General features: G+C 67.6%; 18 protein-coding genes and 4 tRNA genes. 21 read left to right on the plus strand and 1 reads right to left on the minus strand.

Annotated features, from left to right (window positions below):
* Positions 1-9: 9 nt before the first annotated feature.
* Positions 10-672, plus strand: a complete 663-nt coding sequence (gene gph, locus AC3ANR_RS02440) for a phosphoglycolate phosphatase (protein WP_488290294.1) — start codon at positions 10-12, stop codon at positions 670-672.
* Here the strand turns inward: gph and AC3ANR_RS02445 are convergent.
* The gene (locus AC3ANR_RS02445; protein ID WP_488290295.1) at positions 669-1,247 is read right to left on the minus strand and encodes a chalcone isomerase family protein; all 579 of its coding nucleotides are present in this window, start codon (positions 1,245-1,247) and stop codon (positions 669-671) included. The genes gph and AC3ANR_RS02445 overlap by 4 nt on opposite strands.
* Positions 1,248-1,553: 306 nt before the next feature.
* Here AC3ANR_RS02445 and trpE point away from each other — a divergent pair, with 306 nt between their 5' ends.
* The 20 genes from trpE to rpoC all read left to right on the plus strand — a co-directional run bounded on the left by trpE (position 1,554) and on the right by rpoC (position 21,980).
* Complete coding sequence (trpE, locus tag AC3ANR_RS02450) at positions 1,554-3,053, plus strand: anthranilate synthase component I (RefSeq protein ID WP_488290296.1); 1,500 nt, start codon at positions 1,554-1,556, stop codon at positions 3,051-3,053.
* 79 nt (positions 3,054-3,132) lie between these two features.
* Positions 3,133-3,705: an anthranilate synthase component II gene (locus AC3ANR_RS02455; RefSeq protein ID WP_488290297.1), complete on the plus strand. Its 573-nt coding sequence runs from the start codon at positions 3,133-3,135 to the stop codon at positions 3,703-3,705.
* Positions 3,702-4,748, plus strand: a complete 1,047-nt coding sequence (gene ltaE / locus AC3ANR_RS02460; protein ID WP_488290298.1) for a low-specificity L-threonine aldolase — start codon at positions 3,702-3,704, stop codon at positions 4,746-4,748. Before AC3ANR_RS02455 ends, ltaE begins: the two co-directional genes overlap by 4 nt.
* A gap of 2 nt (positions 4,749-4,750) precedes the next feature.
* Positions 4,751-5,398 carry a LysE family translocator gene (locus AC3ANR_RS02465; protein ID WP_488290299.1) on the plus strand — a complete coding sequence of 216 codons (648 nt, stop codon included), beginning with the start codon at positions 4,751-4,753 and terminating at the stop codon, positions 5,396-5,398.
* Positions 5,399-5,409: 11 nt separating this feature from the next.
* On the plus strand, positions 5,410-6,441 hold the full coding sequence (gene trpD, locus AC3ANR_RS02470; protein WP_488290300.1) for an anthranilate phosphoribosyltransferase: 1,032 nt from the start codon (positions 5,410-5,412) through the stop codon (positions 6,439-6,441).
* 2 nt (positions 6,442-6,443) lie between these two features.
* Positions 6,444-7,238, plus strand: coding sequence for an indole-3-glycerol phosphate synthase TrpC (trpC, locus tag AC3ANR_RS02475; RefSeq protein ID WP_488290301.1), 795 nt, complete (start codon positions 6,444-6,446; stop codon positions 7,236-7,238).
* Between the two features lie 7 nt (positions 7,239-7,245).
* Complete coding sequence (locus tag AC3ANR_RS02480) at positions 7,246-8,004, plus strand: uracil-DNA glycosylase (RefSeq protein WP_488290302.1); 759 nt, start codon at positions 7,246-7,248, stop codon at positions 8,002-8,004.
* Between the two features lie 78 nt (positions 8,005-8,082).
* Positions 8,083-8,168: transfer RNA gene (locus tag AC3ANR_RS02485), tRNA-Tyr, on the plus strand.
* Between the two features lie 116 nt (positions 8,169-8,284).
* Positions 8,285-8,358, plus strand: a tRNA-Gly gene (locus tag AC3ANR_RS02490).
* Between the two features lie 33 nt (positions 8,359-8,391).
* Positions 8,392-8,466, plus strand: a tRNA-Thr gene (locus AC3ANR_RS02495).
* Positions 8,467-8,508: 42 nt separating this feature from the next.
* Positions 8,509-9,699 (plus strand): elongation factor Tu, encoded by a 1,191-nt coding sequence (tuf, locus tag AC3ANR_RS02500; protein WP_488289895.1) that lies wholly within the window; start codon positions 8,509-8,511, stop codon positions 9,697-9,699.
* Positions 9,700-9,717: 18 nt separating this feature from the next.
* A tRNA-Trp gene (locus tag AC3ANR_RS02505) sits at positions 9,718-9,793 on the plus strand.
* Between the two features lie 94 nt (positions 9,794-9,887).
* Entirely contained in the window at positions 9,888-10,271 is a 384-nt protein-coding gene (gene secE, locus AC3ANR_RS02510) for a preprotein translocase subunit SecE (protein WP_488290303.1), read from the plus strand.
* The gene (gene nusG, locus AC3ANR_RS02515) at positions 10,272-10,871 is read left to right on the plus strand and encodes a transcription termination/antitermination protein NusG (RefSeq protein WP_488290304.1); all 600 of its coding nucleotides are present in this window, start codon (positions 10,272-10,274) and stop codon (positions 10,869-10,871) included.
* A gap of 161 nt (positions 10,872-11,032) precedes the next feature.
* Entirely contained in the window at positions 11,033-11,464 is a 432-nt protein-coding gene (rplK, locus tag AC3ANR_RS02520; protein WP_488290305.1) for a 50S ribosomal protein L11, read from the plus strand.
* Positions 11,465-12,160, plus strand: a complete 696-nt coding sequence (rplA, locus tag AC3ANR_RS02525; RefSeq protein ID WP_488290306.1) for a 50S ribosomal protein L1 — start codon at positions 11,465-11,467, stop codon at positions 12,158-12,160.
* A gap of 252 nt (positions 12,161-12,412) precedes the next feature.
* A complete protein-coding gene (gene rplJ, locus AC3ANR_RS02530; RefSeq protein ID WP_488290307.1) occupies positions 12,413-12,922 on the plus strand; it encodes a 50S ribosomal protein L10 in 510 nt (169 codons plus the stop codon).
* A gap of 36 nt (positions 12,923-12,958) precedes the next feature.
* Positions 12,959-13,339, plus strand: a complete 381-nt coding sequence (gene rplL, locus AC3ANR_RS02535) for a 50S ribosomal protein L7/L12 (RefSeq protein WP_488290308.1) — start codon at positions 12,959-12,961, stop codon at positions 13,337-13,339.
* A 282-nt stretch (positions 13,340-13,621) separates the two neighbouring features.
* Entirely contained in the window at positions 13,622-17,734 is a 4,113-nt protein-coding gene (rpoB, locus tag AC3ANR_RS02540) for a DNA-directed RNA polymerase subunit beta (RefSeq protein WP_488290309.1), read from the plus strand.
* A gap of 19 nt (positions 17,735-17,753) precedes the next feature.
* Positions 17,754-21,980 (plus strand): DNA-directed RNA polymerase subunit beta', encoded by a 4,227-nt coding sequence (gene rpoC, locus AC3ANR_RS02545; protein WP_488290310.1) that lies wholly within the window; start codon positions 17,754-17,756, stop codon positions 21,978-21,980.
* Positions 21,981-22,046: the final 66 nt, after the last annotated feature.

A 22,046-nucleotide genomic window follows, 5' to 3' on the forward strand; every position in this document is an offset into this window, starting at 1 on the left:
ACTCGGCACATGCCGATTGCCCCCGACCTCCAGGCCGCCATCGTCGACCTCGACGGAACCCTCGTCGACACGCTGGGTGACTTCTGCGCCGCGCTGGACGCGGTCCATGCCGAGCTGGGCCTGGCGCCGGTGCCCCGCCAGGCGGTCGAGCGGATGGTCGGCAAGGGCTCGGAACACCTGATCCGCTCGGCGCTGCGCACCGCGGGCGCCGGCGAGGAACTGTACGAGGCGGCCTGGGCTGCCTACCAGCGCCACTACCACGCCATCAACGGCCGCTACTCGGTCCTGTATCCCGGGGCGGCCGCGGGGCTTGCCCTGTTGCGCAGCCGCGGCCTGCGCCTGGCCTGCGTGACCAACAAGCCGACAGCATTCGCGACCGAGTTGCTGGCGCTCAAGGGCGTCGCGGAATGCTTCGAGGCGGTGTTCGGTGGCGACGCGTTCGCGCGCAAGAAACCCGATCCGCAGCCGCTGCTGGAGACCTGCCGCGCCCTGGCGGCGGCGCCGGCGCGCACGCTGGTGATCGGGGATTCGAGCAACGATGCCGCCGCGGCGCGCGCGGCGGGTTGTCCGGTGCTGCTGGTGACCTACGGGTACAACCACGGCGAGCCGGTGCGGGCCGTCGATGCCGACGGCTTCCTGGACTCGCTGGCCGACCTGGACCGCTGGCTCTAGCCTGCCTTGCCCAGCAGGGCGTCCTTGAGCTTCCAGTCGGCGGGCACGGGGCCCAGCCAGATGCGCAGCAGCGCGGCGTAGAACTCCGGCTCCTTGAACGGCTCGCCCTGCTGCACGCCCTTGACCGTGACGATGGTGCCGGTGCCCGGCACCCAGTCGAGCGTGAAGCCGTCGCCGGCCTTGAGGCCCTTGATCTCGCTGAACAGCTGGCTCATGCGCAAGACGCCCGGAATGAGCTTGGAGAACGCGGCCTTGTCCATGTTGTCTTCCATGCCGCGGGCGAACAGCTTGCCCAGCTCGCCCGAGTCGATGTCGCGCAGCATGGTGATGGTCATGCGCTTGGGACCGGGCATGGCCAGCACATCTTCGGTGGTGCCGGCCTTCTTGGGCAGGTACAGGCCAGCCGTGTACACCTTGAACACCGCCTTGTAGCGGGTGCCCGCGCCATTGAGGTGCAGCTTGGCGCCGCGCAGGTCCGTGGTGTCCTCGTACTTGACGCCGTTGACGGTCATCTCCGCGTGGGCGCCCGCCACGGCGAGCAACAGCGCCAGCGCGGCCACTTTGGTCTTCCACATGTCAGGCCTCCTGTGCCAGTCGTCGGGCCGATGCGACCCGATTGTTTCCAATTGTTGCAGAGACATGCCTCGGCGTGGGATCCGGGTTTGCGAGCGGCCCGGGGCCGTTTGCTACACTGGCCGCGATGTTCTTCCACCGCACCGTCATCACAGGCCGCTCCAGCCGGGGAGCCTGGCCCTGGCGCAAGCCAGTCGACGTGCGTTGCTGATTGCACGGGGCAGCCCGTGCCCCGCGTCCCGGTCCCCGGGACAGTCCCCTGAAACGGAAGGCGGCCCGCGCCGCGCGAGCTTGTGGAGGCTCATCCCGTGATCGCCGAACTCGAATTCAAGAGCCTCGCGCTGCAAGGCTTCAACCGCATCCCCTTGATGGCGGAGGCGTTCGCCGACCTCGAAACCCCGCTGTCGCTGTACCTGAAGCTGGCCCACGGCAAGGGCAGCGGACGCCACAGCTTCCTGCTCGAATCCGTCGTCGGCGGCGAGCGCTTCGGCCGCTACAGCTTCATCGGCCTGCCGGCCCGGACGCTGCTGCGCGCCAGCGGCTTCGGCGCCGACGCCCTGACGGAAGTCGTCACCGACGGTGACGTCGTCGAGCGCGCGCGCGGCAACCCGCTCGACTTCGTCGAGGCCTACCAGCAGCGCTTCAAGGTGGCGCTGCGACCCGGGCTGCCGCGCTTTTGCGGCGGCCTGGCCGGCTACTTCGGCTACGACGTGGTGCGCCACATCGAAAAGAAGCTGGAGCAGTCCTGCCCGCCCGACACACTCGGCTGCCCCGACATCCTGCTGCTGCAATGCGAGGAGCTGGCGGTCATCGACAACCTGTCGGGCAAGCTGTACCTGATCGTCTATGCCGATCCCGCCCGGCCCGAGGCGTATGCCAACGGCAAGAAGCGCCTGCGCGAGCTCAAGGAGCTGCTGCGCTACTCAGTCAGCGCGCCGCAGGTGCGCCAGTCGCAGACCTTCCCGGCCGAGCGCGAGTTCGCCAAGGCCGACTACCTGGCGGCGGTCGAGCGCGCCAAGGAGCTGATCGCCGCGGGCGACTTCATGCAGGTGCAGGTGGGCCAGCGGATCAAGAAGCGCTACACCGAGTCGCCGCTGTCGCTCTACCGGGCCCTGCGTTCGCTCAACCCGAGCCCGTACATGTACTACTACGACTTCGGCGAGTTCCAGGTCGTGGGCGCCTCGCCCGAGATCCTGGTGCGGCAGGAGCAGACCCCAGAGGGCCAGAAGGTCACCATCCGGCCGCTGGCCGGCACGCGCCCGCGCGGCGCGACGCCCGAGCAGGACAAGGCGGTCGAGCAGGAACTGGTGAACGACCCCAAGGAGCGCGCCGAGCACGTGATGCTGATCGACCTGGCGCGCAACGACATCGGCCGCATCGCCAAGGTGGGCAGCGTGAAGGTGACCGAGGCGTTCGCCGTCGAGCGCTACAGCCACGTGATGCACATCGTGAGCAACGTCGAGGGCCTGCTGAACGACGGCATGAGCAGCATCGACGTGCTGCGGGCCACGTTCCCGGCCGGCACGCTGACCGGCGCGCCGAAGGTGCATGCGATGGAGTTGATCGACCAGCTCGAGCCGAGCAAGCGGGGCCTGTACGGCGGCGCCTGCGGCTACCTCAGCTACGCCGGCGACATGGACGTCGCCATCGCCATCCGCACCGGCATCGTCAAGGACCAGGTGTTGTACGTGCAGGCCGCGGCCGGGGTCGTGGCCGACTCGGTGCCCGAGCTGGAGTGGAAGGAGACCGAAGCCAAGGCACGCGCGCTGCTGCGCGCCTCGGAGCTGGTCGAGGAGGGGCTGGAATGAGCGCCGCCGGACCGCTCCAAGGCGCGAAGGCCCCCGCGGGGGGCAGCGCGGGACACGAAGTGCCAAGCGTGGGGGTTCTATGCGTCTGCTGATGGTCGACAACTACGACAGCTTCACCTACAACCTGGTCCAGTACTTCGGTGAGCTGGGCGCGTCGGTGGAGGTGTTCCGCAACGACGAGATCACGGTGCAGGGCATCGCCGAGCGCGCCCCCGACCGGCTGGTCATCTCGCCGGGGCCGTGCTCGCCGGCCGAAGCCGGCATCTCGGTCGAGGCGATCCGGCACTTCGCCGGCCAGCTGCCGATCCTGGGTGTGTGCCTGGGCCACCAGAGCATCGGCGCCGCCTTCGGTGGCCGCATCGTCCGCGCCCGCCAGCTGATGCACGGCAAGGTGAGCGAGATCACCACCACGCGCCAGGGGGTGTTCGCCGGCCTGCCCGAGCGCTTCACGGTCAACCGCTACCACTCGCTGGCAATCGAGCGCGAGACCTGTCCCGCGGAGTTGCAAGTGACCGCCCGCACCGACGACGGCGAGATCATGGGCGTGCGGCACCGCAGCCTGCCCATCCAGGGCGTGCAGTTCCATCCCGAATCGGTCCTCACCGAGCATGGCCATGCCCTGCTGAAGAACTTCCTGGAGCAGACGCCATGAACGCAGTCGTCGACCTGCGCAGCGACACCGTGACGCGCCCGACCGCCGCGATGCGCGAGGCGATGGCGCGCGCCCCCCTGGGCGACGACGTGTTCGGCGACGACCCGAGCGTCAACGCGCTGCAGGACAGGATCGCCGGGCTGCTGGGATTCGAGGCCGCGCTGTTCGTGCCCACCGGCACCCAGGGCAACCTGTGCGGCGTGCTGGCGCACTGCCAGCGCGGCGACGAGTACATCGTCGGCCAGCAGCAGCACTGCTACCGCTGGGAAGGCGGCGGCGCCGCCGTTTTCGGCAGCGTGCAGCCGCAGCCGCTCGAGCACGAGGCGGATGGCACGCTGGCGCTGGCCGCGATCGACGCCGCGATCAAGCCGGACGATCCGCATTTCGCCCGCACCCGGTTGCTCGCCCTGGAGAACACGCTGGGCGGCAAGGTGATGCCCATGCCCTGGCTGGCGCAGGCAACGGCGCTCGCGCGCGAACGCCAGCTCGGGCGCCATCTGGACGGCGCGCGCCTGTTCAACGCCGCCGTGGCGCAGGCGCAGGCTGGCGGCTCGACGCCGCTGGCCGAGGCCCGGCGCATCGCCGGCCTGTTCGACAGCGTCTCGGTGTGCTTCAGCAAGGGCCTGGGTGCGCCGGCCGGCTCGGCGCTGTGTGGTTCGCGCGAGCTGATCGCCCGGGCGCGCCGCATCCGCAAGATGGCCGGCGGCGCGATGCGCCAGGCCGGCGTGCTGGCGGCCGCGGCGTCGCACGCCCTCGACGCGCACGTGGACCGCCTCGCGCAGGACCATGCGCTGGCGCGCCGCTTGGCCGACGGCCTGGCCGGCATCGACGGGCTGCGAGTCGAGCCGCCGCAGACCAACATCCTGTTCGTCGACCTCACCGGCCCGGCGCGCGAACGCTCGGCCGCGCTGCTCGAGCACCTGCAGCGCCAGGGCGTGCTGGCGACCGGCCTGTACCGGCTGCGGTTCGTGACCCACCTGGACATCGACCAGCCCGGCATCGACCGCGCCGTGGCGGCGATCCGGGGCTTCTTCGGGGCCTGACCATGCCGGACCTGCACCACCTCCTGCTGTTCATGGCCGCGGGCTGGCTGCTGAACCTGTCGCCCGGCCCGGACGTGCTGTACATCGTCACGAATTCGCTGCGCTCGGGCGCGCGGGCCGGCATGGTGGCCGGGCTGGGCATCACCGCCGGCTGCTTCGTGCACGTGTTCGCCGCGGCGCTGGGCGTCGGCGCGCTGCTGGCCACCTCCGCCCTGGCGTTCACCGTGCTCAAGTGGATCGGCGCGGCCTACCTGTTGTGGGTGGGCTGCAGGTTGCTGCTGGCGCGCAGCCCCGAGGTCGCGGACCTGCAGGCGCTGGCCGGCGCGCAGCCGGCCGCGGCCTTGCGGCAGGTATTCCTGGGCGGCTTCTGGACCAACGTGCTCAACCCGAAGGTGGCGATCTTCTTCCTCGCCTTCGTGCCGCAGTTCATCGCGCCGGGCACCGGCCACGAGGCGCTGGCCTTCGTGCTGCTCGGCTGCCTGTTCAACGTCAACAGCATCCCGGTCAATGCCGGCTGGGCGCTGGCCGCAGCCTGGATGGCGCGCCGCGGCGCCGTGCAGCGCGGCATGCGCTGGCTGGACCGGGCCGCCGGCGCCATGTTCATCGCGTTCGGCCTGCGGCTGGCGCTATCCGACCATCCATCCGACTGAAGGAGAGGACCATGCCGATCACCCCGCAAGAGGCGCTGCAGCGCACCATCGAGCACCGCGAGATCTTCCACGACGAGATGCTCAAGATCATGCGCATGATCATGAGCGGGGAGCTCTCGCCCGTCATGACCGCCGCGCTCATCACCGGCCTGCGCGTGAAGAAGGAGACCATCGGCGAGATCACCGCGGCCGCCGAGGTCATGCGCGAGTTCTCGACCAAGGTCCACGTCGCCGACCGCGCGCACCTGGTCGACATCGTCGGCACCGGCGGCGACGGCTCGCACACCTTCAACATCTCCACCTGCTCCATGTTCGTGGCCGCCGCCGCCGGGGCGAAGGTGAGCAAGCACGGCGGGCGCAGCGTCAGCAGCAAGTCCGGCAGCGCCGACGTGCTCGAGAGCCTGGGCGTGCAGATCAACCTCACGCCCGAGGCGATCGCCCGCTGCGTGCAGGAGGTGGGCATCGGCTTCATGTTCGCGCCCAACCACCACCCGGCGATGAAGAACGTGGCCCCCGTGCGCAAGGAGCTGGGCGTGCGCACCATCTTCAACATCCTCGGGCCGCTCACAAACCCCGCCGGCGCGCCCAACATCCTCATGGGCGTGTTCCATCCCGATCTCGTCGGCATCCAGGTGCGCGCCCTGCAGCGCCTGGGCGCCGAGCATGCGCTGGTGGTGTACGGCCGCGACGGCATGGACGAGGTGAGCCTGGGCGCCGCCACCCTGGTCGGCGAGCTCAAGGACGGCCAGGTGAGCGAGTACGAGATCCACCCGGAAGACTTCGGCCTGGCCATGGCCAGCAACCGCGCGATCAAGGTGGAGACGGTCGAGCAGTCGAAGGCGATGCTGCTGTCGGTGCTGGACGGGCAGGCGGGCGCGGCGCGCGACATCGTCCTGCTGAATGCGGGGGTGGCGCTGTACGCGGCGAACGTGGTCGACCAGATCGCCGCCGGCATCCAGCGCGCGCGCGAGGCGATCGACTCGGGCGCGGCCAAGCACCGCCTGGAGCGGTTCTGCGCGTTGACGCGGCAGCTGGGGGTTTGACGATGGCCGCCGACATCCTGGAGAAAATCGTCGCGGTCAAGCGCGAGGAGATCGCCGCCGCGCGGAAGAAGCTGCCGCTGGAGGTGTTGCGGGCCGACGCGGAGAGCCGCGTGCTCACGCGCGATTTCGTCGGCGCGCTGCGGCGCAAGATCGCCGCCGGCCACAGCGCGGTCATCGCCGAGATCAAGAAGGCCAGCCCCAGCAAGGGCGTGCTGCGTCCCGACTTCATCCCGGCGGACATCGCGCAGAGCTATGCCGAGCACGGCGCCGCCTGCCTGTCGGTGCTGACCGACCGCCAGTTCTTCCAGGGCCAGCCCGACTACCTGAAGCAGGCGCGCGCCTCGTGCGACCTGCCGGTGCTGCGCAAGGACTTCATCGTCGACGCGTACCAGGTCTACGAGTCGCGCTCCATGGGGGCCGACTGCATCCTGCTGATCGCCGCCTGCCTGGAAGACGCGCACATGGCCGAGCTCGAGGCGATCGCCCGCGGGCTGGACATGGCGGTGCTGGTCGAGGTCCACGACGGCGCCGAGCTGCAGCGCGCACTGCGCCTGAAGACGCCGCTGGTGGGCATCAACAACCGCGACCTGCGCACCTTCGAGGTCTCGCTGGACACCACGCTCGGGCTGCTCAAGGACGTGCCGGCCGACCGCCTGCTGGTCACCGAGTCGGGCATCCTGCGGCCGGACGACGTGCGGCGCATGCGGGAGGCGGGCGTGCATGCGTTCCTGGTGGGCGAGGCCTTCATGCGGGCCGAGGCACCGGGCGAGGCGCTGGCCGCGCTGTTCGGCGCCTGAGCGGCGCATGCAGCAGGCCGAATTGCTTCTGGACGGCGACGCACCGGCGCGGTTGCGCGACTGGGAGCCGGCCGCAGTGCCGCTCGCGCCGGGCTGGCGGCCGGTCGTCCAGCGCTTCTTCGACAGTGACGAGGGACGCCGGCTGAGCGAATTCCTGCGCGAGCGGCTGGCCGCCGGCGCGGTGATCTTTCCGCCGCGGCCGCTGCGCGCGCTCGAGTCCACCGCGCTGGCCGACGTGCACGCGGTCATCCTCGGCCAGGACCCGTACCACGGGGCGGGCCAGGCCGAGGGGCTGTCCTTTTCGGTGCCGCGGGGGGTGAAGCTGCCGCCGTCGCTGCGCAACATCTACAAGGAACTGCTGGGCGACAGCGGACGGCCGCTGCCGGCCTGCGGTTCGCTCATGCACTGGGCCGGGCACGGCGTGCTGCTGCTCAACGCGGTGCTCACCGTCGAGGAAGGCCTGCCGGCCAGCCATGCCAGGCGCGGCTGGGAATCGCTCACGGACGCGCTCGTGCGGGAGGTCGCCGCGCAGGCGTCGCCCTGCGTGTACCTGCTCTGGGGCGCGCATGCGCAGGCCAAGGCCGCGCTGGTGGAGCGCACCGCCGCCGAGCACGGCCGCGAGGTGCTGATCCTGCAGGCCAACCATCCGTCGCCGCTGTCCGCCGCCCGCCCGCCGGTGCCCTTCCTCGGCTGCGGTCACTTCGCCCGCGCGCGGGACTGGCTGGCCGAGCGCGGCCACCCCGGCTTTTTCGCCCTGCCGGACTGAGCGGCGCGGGCCGCCGCGGTTTCGACCGGACAGCACAGCGCTATCGCGGGTGAAACGTGGTATATTTCGAGGTTCGCCGGAGGGGTGCCCGAGTGGCTAAAGGGGGCAGACTGTAAATCTGTTGGCTTACGCCTACGCTGGTTCGAATCCAGCCTCCTCCACCAGGTCTTGCGAGAGGCCTTGGCGAAAGTGCAAGTGTGACGATCGAGTGGTAGCTGAAGGGATGGCCGTCTGCCGTGTGGCGGGCGGTTCCGCCAGGGGCTCGTGAATTGCGCCCGATGCGGGAGTAGTTCAATGGTAGAACCTTAGCCTTCCAAGCTAATGACGCGGGTTCGATTCCCGTCTCCCGCTCCACGAAGGTTGTCGACGGCCGGCGAAAAGAATTTCGCCCTTGTGGCTCAGTGGTAGAGCACTCCCTTGGTAAGGGAGAGGTCGCGGGTCCGATTCCCGCCAAGGGCACCAAAAAACGTTTCGTGAGCAGTTCTTTTTTCGGAAGGCGAAAAAATGGCAAAAGGTAAATTCGAGCGCACCAAGCCGCACGTGAACGTGGGCACCATCGGCCACGTGGACCATGGCAAGACGACGCTGACGGCGGCGATCACGACGGTGCTGTCGACCAAGTTCGGCGGTGAAGCCAAGGCCTACGACCAGATCGACGCTGCTCCGGAAGAGAAGGCGCGCGGCATCACGATCAACACCGCGCACGTGGAATACGAGACGGCCAACCGCCACTACGCGCACGTGGACTGCCCGGGCCACGCCGACTACGTCAAGAACATGATCACCGGCGCCGCCCAGATGGACGGCGCGATCCTGGTGGTGTCGGCCGCCGACGGCCCGATGCCGCAGACGCGCGAGCACATCCTGCTGGCGCGCCAGGTGGGCGTGCCCTACATCATCGTCTTCATGAACAAGTGCGACATGGTGGACGACGCCGAGCTGCTGGAGCTGGTGGAGATGGAGGTGCGCGAGCTGCTGTCCAAGTACGACTTCCCCGGTGACGACACCCCGATCATCAAGGGCTCGGCCAAGCTGGCCATGGAAGGCGACAAGGGCGAGCTGGGCGAGCAGGCCATCATGAAGCTGGCTGAGGCGCTGGACACCTACATCCCGACGCCCGAGCGCGCGATCGACGGCGCGTTCCTGATGCCGGTGGAAGACGTGTTCTCCATCTCCGGCCGCGGCACGGTGGTGACCGGTCGCGTGGAGCGCGGCATCATCAAGGTCGGCGAGGAAATCGAGATCGTGGGCATCAAGCCGACGCTCAAGACCACCTGCACGGGCGTGGAGATGTTCCGCAAGCTGCTGGACCAGGGCCAGGCTGGCGACAACGTGGGCATCCTGCTGCGCGGCACCAAGCGCGAGGAAGTCGAGCGCGGCCAGGTGCTGTGCAAGCCCGGCTCGATCAAGCCGCACACGCACTTCACCGCCGAGGTGTACGTGCTGAGCAAGGACGAGGGCGGCCGCCACACGCCGTTCTTCAACAACTACCGTCCCCAGTTCTACTTCCGCACCACGGACGTGACGGGCTCCATCGAGCTGCCCAAGGACAAGGAGATGGTGATGCCTGGTGACAACGTGACGATCACCGTCAAGCTGATCGCCCCGATCGCCATGGAAGAAGGCCTGCGCTTCGCCATCCGCGAAGGCGGCAAGACCGTCGGCGCCGGCGTCGTCGCCAAGATCATGGAATAACTCGGGAAGCCGAGCCGGAGGGGTATAGCTCAATTGGCAGAGCGTCGGTCTCCAAAACCGAAGGTTGTAGGTTCGATTCCTACTGCCCCTGCCACCTGAGTGGCGCCCGACCCAAACCAAGCCCGTCCGCGTGACGGGCTTCACCGTCTGTGAGGACGGTGTGAAAACCAAGCAGGAACACGCCTTTCATGGCCACTTCGCAAGTTGAAACCGTCAGCACGGGCGCCGACAAGGCCAAGCTCGCGGCGGCGATCGCCCTGGTGATCGCGTCGCTCGCGGGCTTCTACCTGCTCGGCCGCCAGGGCCCGGTGGCCCAGTGGGGCGCGCTCGTGGTGGGCCTCGCCGCGGCGTTCGTCGTGTTCATGACGTCCGAGTCCGGCAAGGAACTGGCGGCGTTCGGCCGCGATGCCTGGAAGGAAGTGCGCAAGGTCGTGTGGCCCACCCGCAAGGAGGCCATCCAGATGACCGCCTACGTGTTCGCGTTCGTCGTGATCATGGCCCTGTTCCTGTTCCTGACCGACAAGACCCTGGAATGGGTGTTCTACGACCTGATCCTGGGCTGGAAGCACTAAATGAGCGACACCGACACCACCCAGAGCGGCTCCGCCGACCAGGCCGCGCCCGCCAAGGCGGCCAATCCCGACCTGCGCTGGTACGTGGTGCACGCGTACTCGGGCATGGAAAAGGCTGTCGAGCGCAACATCCGCGAGCGCATCAACCGCGCCGGCATGCAGGACATGTTCGGTGAGATCCTGGTGCCCACCGAGGAAGTGGTCGAGATCAAGAACGGCCAGAAGCGCACGTCCGAGCGCCGCTTCTACCCCGGCTACGTGCTGGTGCAGATGGTGATGAACGACGACACCTGGCACCTGGTCAAGCACACCAACAAGGTCACCGGCTTCGTCGGCGGCGCCAAGAACCGCCCGGCTCCGATCTCCGAGGACGAGGTCGCCAAGATCCTGGGCCAGATGGAAGAGGGCGTCGAGAAGCCCCGCCACAAGGTCGAATTCGTGGTGGGCGAGTACGTGCGCGTCAAGGACGGCCCGTTCACCGACTTCAACGGCACGGTCGAGGAGGTCAACTACGAAAAGAGCAAGGTCCGCGTGTCGGTGACGATCTTCGGTCGCGCCACGCCGGTCGAACTCGAGTTCTCGCAGGTCGAGAAGACCTGAGCCCCCGCGGGGCGGGCCGCCGGCGAAAGCGGTGTCCTGCCCCCACTGATTGGTAGGTTCGCGCTCGCCGACTCGGCGCGGATCGCAAGAGGAAGAGTCGTCAACCCCGGGGAGCCGAGGTCGCAGGACCGAGGCGTTATCACCCGCAAGGAAAGCAAGACATGGCAAAGAAGATTGTCGGCTTCGTCAAGCTGCAAGTGCCGGCTGGCAAGGCCAACCCGTCGCCCCCGATCGGCCCCGCGCTGGGTCAGCGCGGCCTGAACATCATGGAGTTCTGCAAGGCGTTCAACGCGCAGACCCAGGGTGTCGAGCCGGGCCTGCCGCTGCCGGTTGTGATCACCGCCTACGCGGACAAGAGCTTCACCTTCATCATCAAGACGCCGCCGGCGACCACCTTGATCAAGAAGGCGATCAAGCTGGACAAGGGCTCCAAGACGCCGCACAGCGACAAGGTCGGCAAGATCACCCGCGCGCAGCTCGAGGAGATCGCCAAGACCAAGCTGAAGGACATGAACGCGGCCAGCATCGATGCGGCCGTGAAGACCCTCGCCGGCTCCGCCCGGTCGATGGGCGTGACGGTGGAGGGCCTGTAAATGACCAAGCTGACCAAGAAGCAGAAAGCCCTCGAGGGCAAGGTCGACAGCAACAAGCTGTACCCGCTGGCCGACGCGCTGGCGATCGTCAAGGAAGCCGCCACCGCCAAGTTCGATGAGTCCATCGACGTGGCCGTGCAGCTGGGCATCGACGCCAAGAAGTCCGACCAGGTGGTGCGTGGCGCCGTCGTGATGCCCAACGGCACCGGCAAGACCAAGCGCGTGGCCGTGTTCGCCCAGGGCGCCAAGGCCGAGGAAGCCAAGGCCGCCGGCGCCGACGTGGTCGGCATGGACGACCTGGCCGCCCGCGTGAAGGCCGGCGACATGCCGTTCGACGTGGTGATCGCCGCCCCCGACGCGATGCGCGTGGTCGGCACGCTGGGCCAGATCCTGGGCCCGCGCGGCCTGATGCCGAACCCCAAGGTGGGCACCGTGACGCCGGACGTGGCCACCGCGGTGAAGAACGCCAAGGCGGGCCAGGTGCAGTTCCGCGTCGACAAGGCCGGCATCGTGCACGGCACGATCGGCCGCCGCTCGTTCGACACCGACAAGCTGCAGGGCAACCTGGCGGCGCTGATCGATGCGCTGAACAAGGCCAAGCCGGCATCGAGCAAGGGCATCTACCTGAGGAAGGTGGCGGTGTCGTCGACGATGGGTGTGGGCGTCCGGGTGGACCTCCAGACCCTCTCGGCGTAATCGCAAGAAATCCCGGCCGACCCGCAAGGGGCGGCCGGTGTGGTGGGCTGGCGGCGCCGCGCAGGCGGCTGCGCCAGGCCATCCGAGACCGCTGGTGCGCAGCAATGCGCTTAATCGACGGGCCGTGGGGCCGGGCCAGCGCAGATGGCGATCCCGCCGAGATGGAATTGAGAAGTTTCCTCGAGGTTGGTCGCTGCAACTGTAGGCGTGCCGGACGGTGCGAACCCGAAGGCACATTGGAAGGAGTAGACCTTGAGTCTGAATCGCAGTGAGAAGCAAGCGGTCATTGAAGAAGTGACCGGCCTCGCCGCAAAAGCTCAAACGCTGGTGATGGCGGAATACCGCGGCATCACGGTCGCCGACATGACGAAACTGCGCAACGAAGCGCGCAGCAAGGGCGTGAACCTGAGTGTTCTGAAGAACACCCTGGCTCGCCGTGCTGTGGCTGGCAGCCAGTTCGAAGTCGTCGGTGACCAGATGACCGGCCCGCTGATCTACGGCTTCTCCGTGGACGCTGTGGCCGCCGCCAAGGTGGTGGCCGATTTCGCGAAGACCAACGACAAGCTGGTCATCCGCGGCGGCGCTTTCGCGGGCAAGGCCCTGGACGTCAACGGCGTGAAGCAGCTGGCCAACATTCCGAGCAAGGAAGTGTTGCTGGCCCAGCTGTGCGGGCTGTTGATGTCGCCGATCTCCCGCACCGCCGTGGTGCTGGGCGCGCTGGCGGCCAACAAAGGCGAAGCAACCGAAGCGGCCGCTGCCTGAGCGCGGCCCCTGTAACCCAATCCTAGGAAACACAAAATGGCATTCGACAAAGACGCATTCCTGACCGCGCTGGACAGCATGTCGGTCATGGAACTCAACGACCTGGTCAAGGCGATCGAAGAGAAGTTCGGCGTGTCCGCCGCGGCCATGGCCGCCCCGGCCGCCGGTGGTGCCGGTGGCGCCGCCGCCCCCGCCGCGGAAGAGAAGACCGAATTCACCGTGATGCTGCTGGAAGCCGGCGCCAACAAGGTGTCGGTCATCAAGGCCGTGCGCGAGATCACCGGCCTGGGCCTGAAGGAAGCCAAGGACCTGGTCGACGGCGCTCCGAAGCCCGTCAAGGAAGGCATCGCCAAGGCCGACGCCGACGCTGCCAAGAAGAAGCTGGAAGAAGCCGGCGCCAAGGTCGAACTCAAGTAATTCGCCCTTCGCACCGAGGCTGGAGACGCCCGAAAGGGCCTCCAGCCTTTGGTGCTTCTATAGGTGTGGACTGAACACACCCGAAAACGCTGGCCCAATAGAGGGTTCCCCAGAGTTTTCGAGTGTCTTCTGACCCCGACTGCAGGAGATACCTTGGTTCGGGCCGTGTGCAATGCACGGCCGTCCGCCATGGTTGGTAGTGGCCAACCCGCCAAGCAACGCCGGGCCTTCCTCAAGGTCCGGCGCGTCAGTTGCGCAAGAGCTCAATAGCCCGGAGATCTCATGGCCTACTCTTATACCGAACGCAAGCGCATCCGCAAGAGCTTCGGCAAACGCGACAGCGTGCTCGAAGTGCCTTACCTGCTGCAGATGCAGAAGGACGCGTACACCGCCTTCCTGCAGGCCGACATGGCGCCGCAGAAGCGCACCAACGAGGGCCTGCAGGCCGCGTTCGACGCGGCATTCCCGATCGTCTCGCACAACGGGTTTGTCGAGATGAAGTTCATCGAATACAACCTGGCCAAGCCGGCGTTCGACGTGCGCGAATGCCAGACCCGCGGCCTGACCTACTCCTCGGCCGTGCGCGCCAAGGTGCAGCTGATCATCTATGACCGCGAGTCGTCGACGCCGCAGTCCAAGGTGGTCAAGGAAGTCAAGGAGCAGGAGGTCTACATGGGCGAGGTGCCCCTGATGACCGACAAGGGCTCGTTCATCATCAACGGCACCGAGCGCGTGATCGTCTCGCAGCTGCACCGCTCGCCGGGCGTGTTCTTCGAGCACGACAAGGGCAAGACCCACAGCTCGGGCAAGCTGCTGTTCAGCGCCCGCATCATTCCCTACCGCGGCTCCTGGCTGGACTTCGAGTTCGACCCGAAGGACATGCTGTACTTCCGCGTCGACCGCCGCCGCAAGATGCCGGTGACGATCCTGCTGAAGGCGATCGGCCTCACGCCCGAGTCGATCCTGGCGAACTTCTTCGTCAACGACAACTTCCGCCTGATGGACGCCGGCGCGCAGATGGAGTTCGTGCCCGAGCGCCTGCGCGGCGAGGTGGCCCGCTTCGACATCACCGACAAGTCCGGCAAGGTCGTCGTCGCCAAGGACAAGCGCGTCACCGCGCGCCACACCCGTGAGCTGGAGCAGACCGGCACCACCCACATCAGCGTGCCCGAGGACTTCCTCGTCGGCCGCGTGGTGGCGCGCAACATCGTCGACCAGGACACCGGCGAGATCATCGCCAAGGCCAACGACGAGCTGACCGAAGCGCTGCTCAAGAAGCTGCGCGCCGCCGGCGTGCAGGACATCCAGTGCATCTACACCAACGAGCTCGACCAGGGCCCGTACATCAGCCAGACGCTGCGCGTGGACGAGACGGTGGACGAGTTCGCCGCCCGCGTGGCCATCTACCGCATGATGCGCCCCGGCGAGCCGCCGACCGAGGACGCGGTGCAGGCCCTGTTCCAGCGCCTGTTCTACAACCCGGACACGTACGACCTGTCGCGCGTGGGCCGCATGAAGTTCAACGCCAAGGTCGGCCGCGACGAGACGACCGGCCCGATGGTGCTGACCAACGAGGACATCCTCGCGGTGGTTAAGATCCTGGTGGACCTGCGCAACGGCCGCGGTGAAGTCGACGACATCGACCACCTGGGCAACCGCCGCGTGCGCTGCGTCGGCGAGCTGGCCGAGAACCAGTACCGCACCGGCCTCGCCCGCATCGAGAAGGCCGTCAAGGAGCGCCTGGGCCAGGCTGAGCAAGAGCCGCTGATGCCGCACGACCTGATCAACTCCAAGCCGATCTCCGCGGCCCTGAAGGAGTTCTTCGGCGCGTCGCAGCTGTCGCAGTTCATGGACCAGACCAACCCGCTGTCCGAGATCACGCACAAGCGCCGCGTCTCGGCCCTGGGCCCGGGCGGCCTGACGCGCGAGCGCGCCGGCTTCGAGGTGCGCGACGTGCACGTCACGCACTACGGCCGGGTGTGCCCGATCGAGACGCCGGAAGGCCCGAACATCGGCCTGATCAACTCGCTGGCCCTGTACGCCCGCCTGAACGAGTACGGCTTCATCGAGACGCCGTACCGCCGCGTGGTCGACGGCAAGGTCACCTACGAGATCGACTACCTGTCGGCCATCGAGGAAGGCAAGTACGTGATCGCGCAGGCCAACGCCGCGCTGGACGGCCAGGGCCGCCTGACGGACGAGCTGGTCTCCGCGCGTGAGCGCGGCGAATCGATCCTGGTCTCGGCCGACCGCATCCAGTACATGGACGTGTCGCCGGCGCAGATCGTGTCGGTGGCCGCCTCGCTGGTGCCGTTCCTGGAGCACGACGACGCGAACCGCGCGCTGATGGGCGCCAACATGCAGCGCCAGGCGGTGCCGGTGCTGCGTCCCGAGAAGGCCTTCGTGGGCACCGGCATCGAGCGCGTCTCCGCGGTCGACTCCGGCACCGTGGTCACCGCCACCCGCGGCGGCGTGGTCGACTACGTCGATGCCACCCGCATCGTGGTGCGCGTCAACGACGACGAGGCGCAGGCCGGCGAAGTCGGCGTCGACATCTACAACCTGATCAAGTACCAGCGTTCCAACCAGAACACGAACATCCACCAGCGACCGATCGTCAAGCGCGGCGACAAGATCGCCAAGGGCGACGTCGTGGCCGATGGCGCGTCGACCGACCTGGGCGAGCTCGCGCTCGGCCAGAACATGCTGGTCGCGTTCATGCCCTGGAACGGCTACAACTTCGAGGACTCGATCCTGATCAGCGAGCGCGTCGTCGCCGACGACCGCTACACCTCGATCCACATCGAGGAGCTGGTGGTGATGGCGCGCGACACCAAGCTGGGCGCCGAGGAAATCACCCGCGACATCCCGAACCTGTCGGAGCAGCAGCTCAACCGCCTGGACGAGAGCGGCATCATCTACGTGGGCGCCGAGGTCATGCCGGGCGACACGCTGGTGGGCAAGGTCACCCCCAAGGGCGAGACCACGCTGACGCCGGAAGAAAAGCTCCTGCGCGCGATCTTCGGCGAGAAGGCCTCCGACGTGAAGGACACCTCGCTGCGCGTCGACCAGGGCTCGCAGGGCACGGTCATCGACGTGCAGGTGTTCACCCGCGAGGGCATCCAGCGCGACAAGCGCGCCCAGCAGATCATCGACGACGAGCTCAAGCGCTTCCGCCTGGACCTGAACGACCAGCTGCGCATCGTCGAGGCCGACGCGTTCGACCGGATCGAGAAGCTTCTCAACGGCCGCGTCGCCAACGGCGGCCCGCAGAAGCTGGCCAAGGGCACCAAGATCGACAAGGCCTACCTGGAGTCGATCGAGAAGTACCACTGGTTCGACATCCGTCCGGCCGAGGACGACGTGGCCTCGCAGCTGGAGTCGATCAAGAACTCGATCGAGCAGCAGCGCCACAGCTTCGACCTCGCGTTCGAGGAAAAGCGCAAGAAGCTCACCCAAGGCGACGAGCTGCCCGCGGGCGTGCTCAAGATGGTCAAGGTGTACCTGGCCGTCAAGCGCCGCCTGCAGCCCGGCGACAAGATGGCGGGCCGCCACGGCAACAAGGGCGTGGTCTCCAAGATCGTTCCGGTCGAGGACATGCCCTACATGGCCGACGGCACGCCGTGCGACATCGTGCTCAACCCGCTGGGCGTGCCTTCGCGCATGAACGTGGGCCAGGTGCTGGAAGTGCACCTGGGCTGGGCCGCCAAGGGCATCGGCCAGCGCATCGGCGACATGCTGCAGCAACAGGCCCGCGCGGCCGAGCTGCGCAAGTTCCTCGAGGAGCTGTACAACAAGTCCGGCCGCAAGGAGGACCTGGCCAAGCTGTCCGACGACGAGGTGCTGGAGATGGCCGGCGAGCTCGCCAAGGGCGTGCCGTTCGCCACCCCGGTGTTCGACGGCGCGGCCGAGGCCGAGATCCGCGGCATGCTGCAGCTGGCGTTCCCCGAGGACATCGCGCAGCGCAAGGGCCTGACGGCCACGCGCACGCAGGCGCACCTGTACGACGGCCGCACCGGCGACCAGTTCGACCGTCCGGTCACCGTGGGCTACATGCACGTGCTGAAGCTGCACCACCTGGTGGACGACAAGATGCACGCGCGCTCGACCGGCCCCTACAGCCTGGTCACGCAGCAGCCCCTGGGCGGCAAGGCGCAGTTCGGCGGTCAGCGTTTCGGCGAGATGGAGGTCTGGGCGCTGGAAGCCTACGGCGCCGCCTACACGCTGCAGGAGATGCTCACCGTCAAGTCCGACGACGTGCAGGGCCGCACCAAGGTGTACGAGTCCATCGTCAAGGGCGAGCACGCCATCGAAGCCGGCATGCCGGAATCGTTCAACGTCCTGGTCAAGGAGATCCGTTCGCTGGGTCTCGACATGGAACTGGAACGGTCTTAATTAGGAAGGGATTGAGTCCATGAAATCGCTACTCGACCTGTTCAAGCAATTCACGCCGGACGAGCATTTCGATGCCATCCGCATCGGCATGGCCTCGCCGGAGAAGATCCGGTCCTGGTCGTTCGGTGAGGTGAAGAAGCCCGAGACGATCAACTACCGCACCTTCAAGCCCGAGCGCGACGGCCTGTTCTGCGCCAAGATCTTCGGCCCGATCAAGGACTACGAGTGCCTGTGCGGCAAGTACAAGCGCCTGAAGCACCGCGGCGTGATCTGCGAGAAGTGCGGCGTCGAAGTGACCCAGACCAAGGTGCGCCGCGAGCGCATGGGCCACATCGACCTGGCCGCGCCGTGCGCGCACATCTGGTTCCTCAAGTCGCTGCCCTCGCGCCTGGGCCTGGTGCTGGACATGACGCTGCGCGACATCGAGCGCGTGCTGTACTTCGAGGCCTACGTCATCACCGACCCCGGCATGACCCCGCTGAAGAAGTTCGGCATCATGTCCGAGGACGACTACGACGCCAAGCGCAAGGAATACGGTGACGAGTTCGTCGCCAAGATGGGCGCCGAAGGCATCAAGGACCTGCTCGAAGGCATCGACCTCGACATCGAGATCGAGAAGCTGCGCGGCGACCTGACCGGCTCGGAAGTGAAGGTCAAGAAGAACGCCAAGCGCCTGAAGGTGCTCGAGGCGTTCAAGAAGTCCGGCATCAAGCCCAACTGGATGGTGATGGACGTGCTGCCCGTGCTGCCGCCGGACCTGCGTCCGCTGGTGCCGTTGGACGGCGGCCGCTTCGCGACCTCCGACCTGAACGACCTGTACCGCCGCGTCATCAACCGCAACAGCCGCCTGCGCCGCCTGCTCGAGCTGAAGGCGCCGGAGATCATCGCGCGCAACGAAAAGCGCATGCTGCAGGAAGCCGTCGACTCGCTGCTGGACAACGGCCGCCGCGGCAAGGCGATGACGGGCGCCAACAAGCGCGCGCTGAAGTCGCTGGCCGACATGATCAAGGGCAAGAGCGGCCGCTTCCGCCAGAACCTGCTGGGCAAGCGCGTCGACTACTCGGGCCGCTCGGTCATCACCGTGGGCCCGACCCTGAAGCTGCACCAGTGCGGCCTGCCCAAGCTGATGGCGCTGGAGCTGTTCAAGCCGTTCATCTTCTCGCGCCTGGAGGCGATGGGCATCGCCACCACCATCAAGGCCGCGAAGAAGGAAGTCGAGAGCGGCACGCCGGTGGTGTGGGACATCCTGGAAGAGGTGATCAAGGAGCACCCCGTCCTGCTGAACCGCGCCCCGACGCTGCACCGCCTGGGCATCCAGGCGTTCGAGCCGATCCTGATCGAAGGCAAGGCGATCCAGCTGCACCCGCTGGTGTGCGCGGCCTTCAACGCCGACTTCGACGGCGACCAGATGGCCGTCCACGTGCCGCTGTCGGTGGAAGCGCAGATGGAGGCCCGCACGCTGATGCTGGCGTCCAACAACGTGCTGTTCCCCGCCAACGGCGAGCCGTCCATCGTGCCGTCGCAGGACGTCGTGCTGGGCCTGTACTACACCACCCGTGAGCGCATCAACGCCAAGGGCGAAGGCATGGTCTTCGCCGACGTCGGCGAGGTGATCCGGGCGCTGGACGCCAACCAGGTCGAACTGACGGCCAAGATCAGCGTGCGCCTGACCGAGTGGAACAAGGACAAGGCCACCGGCGAGTTCGTCCCCTCGACCAGCCTGGTGGACACCACCGTCGGCCGCGCGCTGCTGTCGGAGATCCTGCCCAAGGGCCTGCCGTTCTCCAACATCAACAAGGCGCTGAAGAAGAAGGAGATCAGCAAGCTGATCAACGCCTCCTTCCGCAAATGCGGCCTGAAGGAGACCGTGGTCTTCGCCGACAAGCTGCTGCAGAACGGCTTCCGCCTCGCGACCAAGGCCGGCATCTCGATCGCCATCGACGACATGCTGGTGCCGCCGCAAAAGGCCGAGATCATCGCCCGCGCCGAGAAGGAAGTGAAGGAGATCGAGCAGCAGTACGTCTCGGGCCTCGTCACCGCCGGTGAGCGCTACAACAAGGTGGTGGACATCTGGGGCAAGTCGGGCGACGAGGTGTCCAAGGTCATGATGGCCCAGCTGGCCAAGGAAAAGACCACCGACCGCCACGGCAAGGACGTGGACCAGGAGTCGTTCAACTCCATCTACATGATGGCCGACTCCGGCGCCCGCGGCTCGGCCGCCCAGATCCGCCAGCTGGCGGGTATGCGCGGCCTGATGGCCAAGCCGGACGGCTCGATCATCGAGACGCCGATCACGGCCAACTTCCGCGAAGGCCTGAATGTGCTGCAGTACTTCATCTCCACGCACGGCGCCCGCAAGGGCCTGGCCGACACGGCGCTGAAGACCGCGAACTCGGGCTACCTCACGCGCCGCCTGGTGGACGTGACGCAGGACCTGGTGGTGACCGAGGACGACTGCGGCACCTCCGAGGGCTCGCTGATGCGCGCCATCGTCGAGGGCGGCGAGGTGATCGAGTCCCTGCGCGACCGGATCCTGGGCCGCACCGCCGCCGAGGACGTGCTGCACCCCGAGTCCCGCGCCGTCATCGTGGCCGCCGGCCACATGCTGGACGAGGACGCGATCGAGGAACTGGAAACCGCCGGCGTCGACGAGGTCAAGGTTCGCACCGCGCTGACCTGCGCCACGCGCTTCGGCCTGTGCGCGCGCTGCTACGGCCGCGACCTGGGCCGCGGCGGCCTGGTCAACGTCGGCGAGGCGGTCGGCGTGATCGCCGCCCAGTCGATCGGCGAACCCGGCACGCAGCTGACGATGCGCACGTTCCACATCGGTGGCGCCGCCTCGCGCGCGGCCATCGCCTCGAGCGTGGAAGCCAAGTCCAACGGCGTGATCGGCTTCAACAGCACGATGCGCTACGTGACCAACGGCAAGGGCGAGCTGGTGGTGATCGCCCGCTCCGGCGAGATCGTCATCCACGACGAGCACGGCCGCGAGCGCGAGCGCCACAAGGTGCCGTACGGCGCCACGCTGGCCGTCAAGGCCGACCAGCAGGTCAAGGCCGGCACGATCCTGGCCAACTGGGACCCGCTGACCCGACCCATCATCACGGAATTCGCCGGCAAGACGAAGTTCGAGAACGTGGAAGAGGGCCTGACGGTCGCCAAGCAGGTCGACGAGGTCACCGGCCTGTCGACGCTGGTGGTGATCGACCCGAAGCGCCGCGGCTCGGCCAAGGTGGTGCGTCCGCAGGTCAAGCTGATCGACGCCAGCGGCGGCGAGGTGAAGATCCCCGGCACCGACCACTCGGTGACCATCGGCTTCCAGGTCGGCGCGCTGATCCAGGTGCGCGACGCCCAGGACGTGTCGCCGGGCGAAGTGCTGGCGCGCATCCCGATCGAAGGCCAGAAGACCCGCGACATCACGGGCGGCCTGCCGCGCGTGGCCGAGCTGTTCGAGGCGCGCTCGCCCAAGGACAAGGGCGTGCTGGCCGAAGTCACCGGCACCGTCTCGTTCGGCAAGGAGACCAAGGGCAAGATCCGCCTGCAGATCACCGATCCGGACGGCAAGGTCTGGGAAGAGCTGGTGCCCAAGGAGAAGAACATCCTGGTGCACGAAGGCCAGGTGGTGAACAAGGGCGAAGTCGTGGTCGACGGCCCGGCGGACCCGCAGGACATCCTGCGCCTGCTGGGCATGGAGGAACTGGCGCGCTACATCGTCGACGAGGTGCAGGACGTCTACCGCCTCCAGGGCGTGAAGATCAACGACAAGCACATCGAAGTGATCGTTCGCCAGATGCTGCGCCGCGTCGTGGTCGAGAACCCGGGCGAGTCCAGCTACATCGGCGGCGAGCAGGTCGAGCGTTCGGAGATGCTCGACACCAACGACGCGCTGCGTGCCGACAGCAAGATCCCGGCGACCTACAGCAACCTGCTGCTGGGCATCACCAAGGCCTCGCTGTCGACCGACTCGTTCATCTCCGCGGCCTCCTTCCAGGAGACCACGCGCGTGCTGACCGAGGCGGCGATCATGGGCAAGCGCGACGAGCTGCGCGGCCTGAAGGAAAACGTCATCGTCGGCCGCCTGATCCCCGCCGGCACCGGCATGGCGTACCACCAGGCACGCAAGGCCAAGGACGCGATGGACGAGGCCGAGCGCCGCGCCATCGCCGAAGCCGAGGCCGCCGACCTGGCCGGCGTCGGTGCCGATGCGGCCGCGCCCGAAGCCACCGAAGGCGCCGCGGGCGAGTAACCGCAGCGCTTCGCTAGACTAGGCGCCCCATCCCCTCGCGGGGGTGGGGCGTTTTCGTTGCTCATC

It is taken from the genome of Ramlibacter sp. JJN2-2R (assembly GCF_057747835.1).

Bases quoted from the DNA above. Each gene is read 5' to 3' on its own strand.
- gph (WP_488290294.1), top strand. From the start codon at position 10: ATGCCGATTGCCCCCGACCTCCAGGCCGCCATCGTCGACCTCGACGGA.
- AC3ANR_RS02445 (WP_488290295.1), bottom strand. From the start codon at position 1,247: ATGTGGAAGACCAAAGTGGCCGCGCTGGCGCTGTTGCTCGCCGTGGCG.
- AC3ANR_RS02455 (WP_488290297.1), top strand. From the start codon at position 3,133: ATGCGTCTGCTGATGGTCGACAACTACGACAGCTTCACCTACAACCTG.
- ltaE (WP_488290298.1), top strand. From the start codon at position 3,702: ATGAACGCAGTCGTCGACCTGCGCAGCGACACCGTGACGCGCCCGACC.
- AC3ANR_RS02465 (WP_488290299.1), top strand. From the start codon at position 4,751: ATGCCGGACCTGCACCACCTCCTGCTGTTCATGGCCGCGGGCTGGCTG.
- trpD (WP_488290300.1), top strand. From the start codon at position 5,410: ATGCCGATCACCCCGCAAGAGGCGCTGCAGCGCACCATCGAGCACCGC.
- trpC (WP_488290301.1), top strand. From the start codon at position 6,444: ATGGCCGCCGACATCCTGGAGAAAATCGTCGCGGTCAAGCGCGAGGAG.
- AC3ANR_RS02480 (WP_488290302.1), top strand. From the start codon at position 7,246: ATGCAGCAGGCCGAATTGCTTCTGGACGGCGACGCACCGGCGCGGTTG.
- tuf (WP_488289895.1), top strand. From the start codon at position 8,509: ATGGCAAAAGGTAAATTCGAGCGCACCAAGCCGCACGTGAACGTGGGC.
- secE (WP_488290303.1), top strand. From the start codon at position 9,888: ATGGCCACTTCGCAAGTTGAAACCGTCAGCACGGGCGCCGACAAGGCC.
- nusG (WP_488290304.1), top strand. From the start codon at position 10,272: ATGAGCGACACCGACACCACCCAGAGCGGCTCCGCCGACCAGGCCGCG.
- rplK (WP_488290305.1), top strand. From the start codon at position 11,033: ATGGCAAAGAAGATTGTCGGCTTCGTCAAGCTGCAAGTGCCGGCTGGC.
- rplA (WP_488290306.1), top strand. From the start codon at position 11,465: ATGACCAAGCTGACCAAGAAGCAGAAAGCCCTCGAGGGCAAGGTCGAC.
- rplL (WP_488290308.1), top strand. From the start codon at position 12,959: ATGGCATTCGACAAAGACGCATTCCTGACCGCGCTGGACAGCATGTCG.
- rpoB (WP_488290309.1), top strand. From the start codon at position 13,622: ATGGCCTACTCTTATACCGAACGCAAGCGCATCCGCAAGAGCTTCGGC.
- rpoC (WP_488290310.1), top strand. From the start codon at position 17,754: ATGAAATCGCTACTCGACCTGTTCAAGCAATTCACGCCGGACGAGCAT.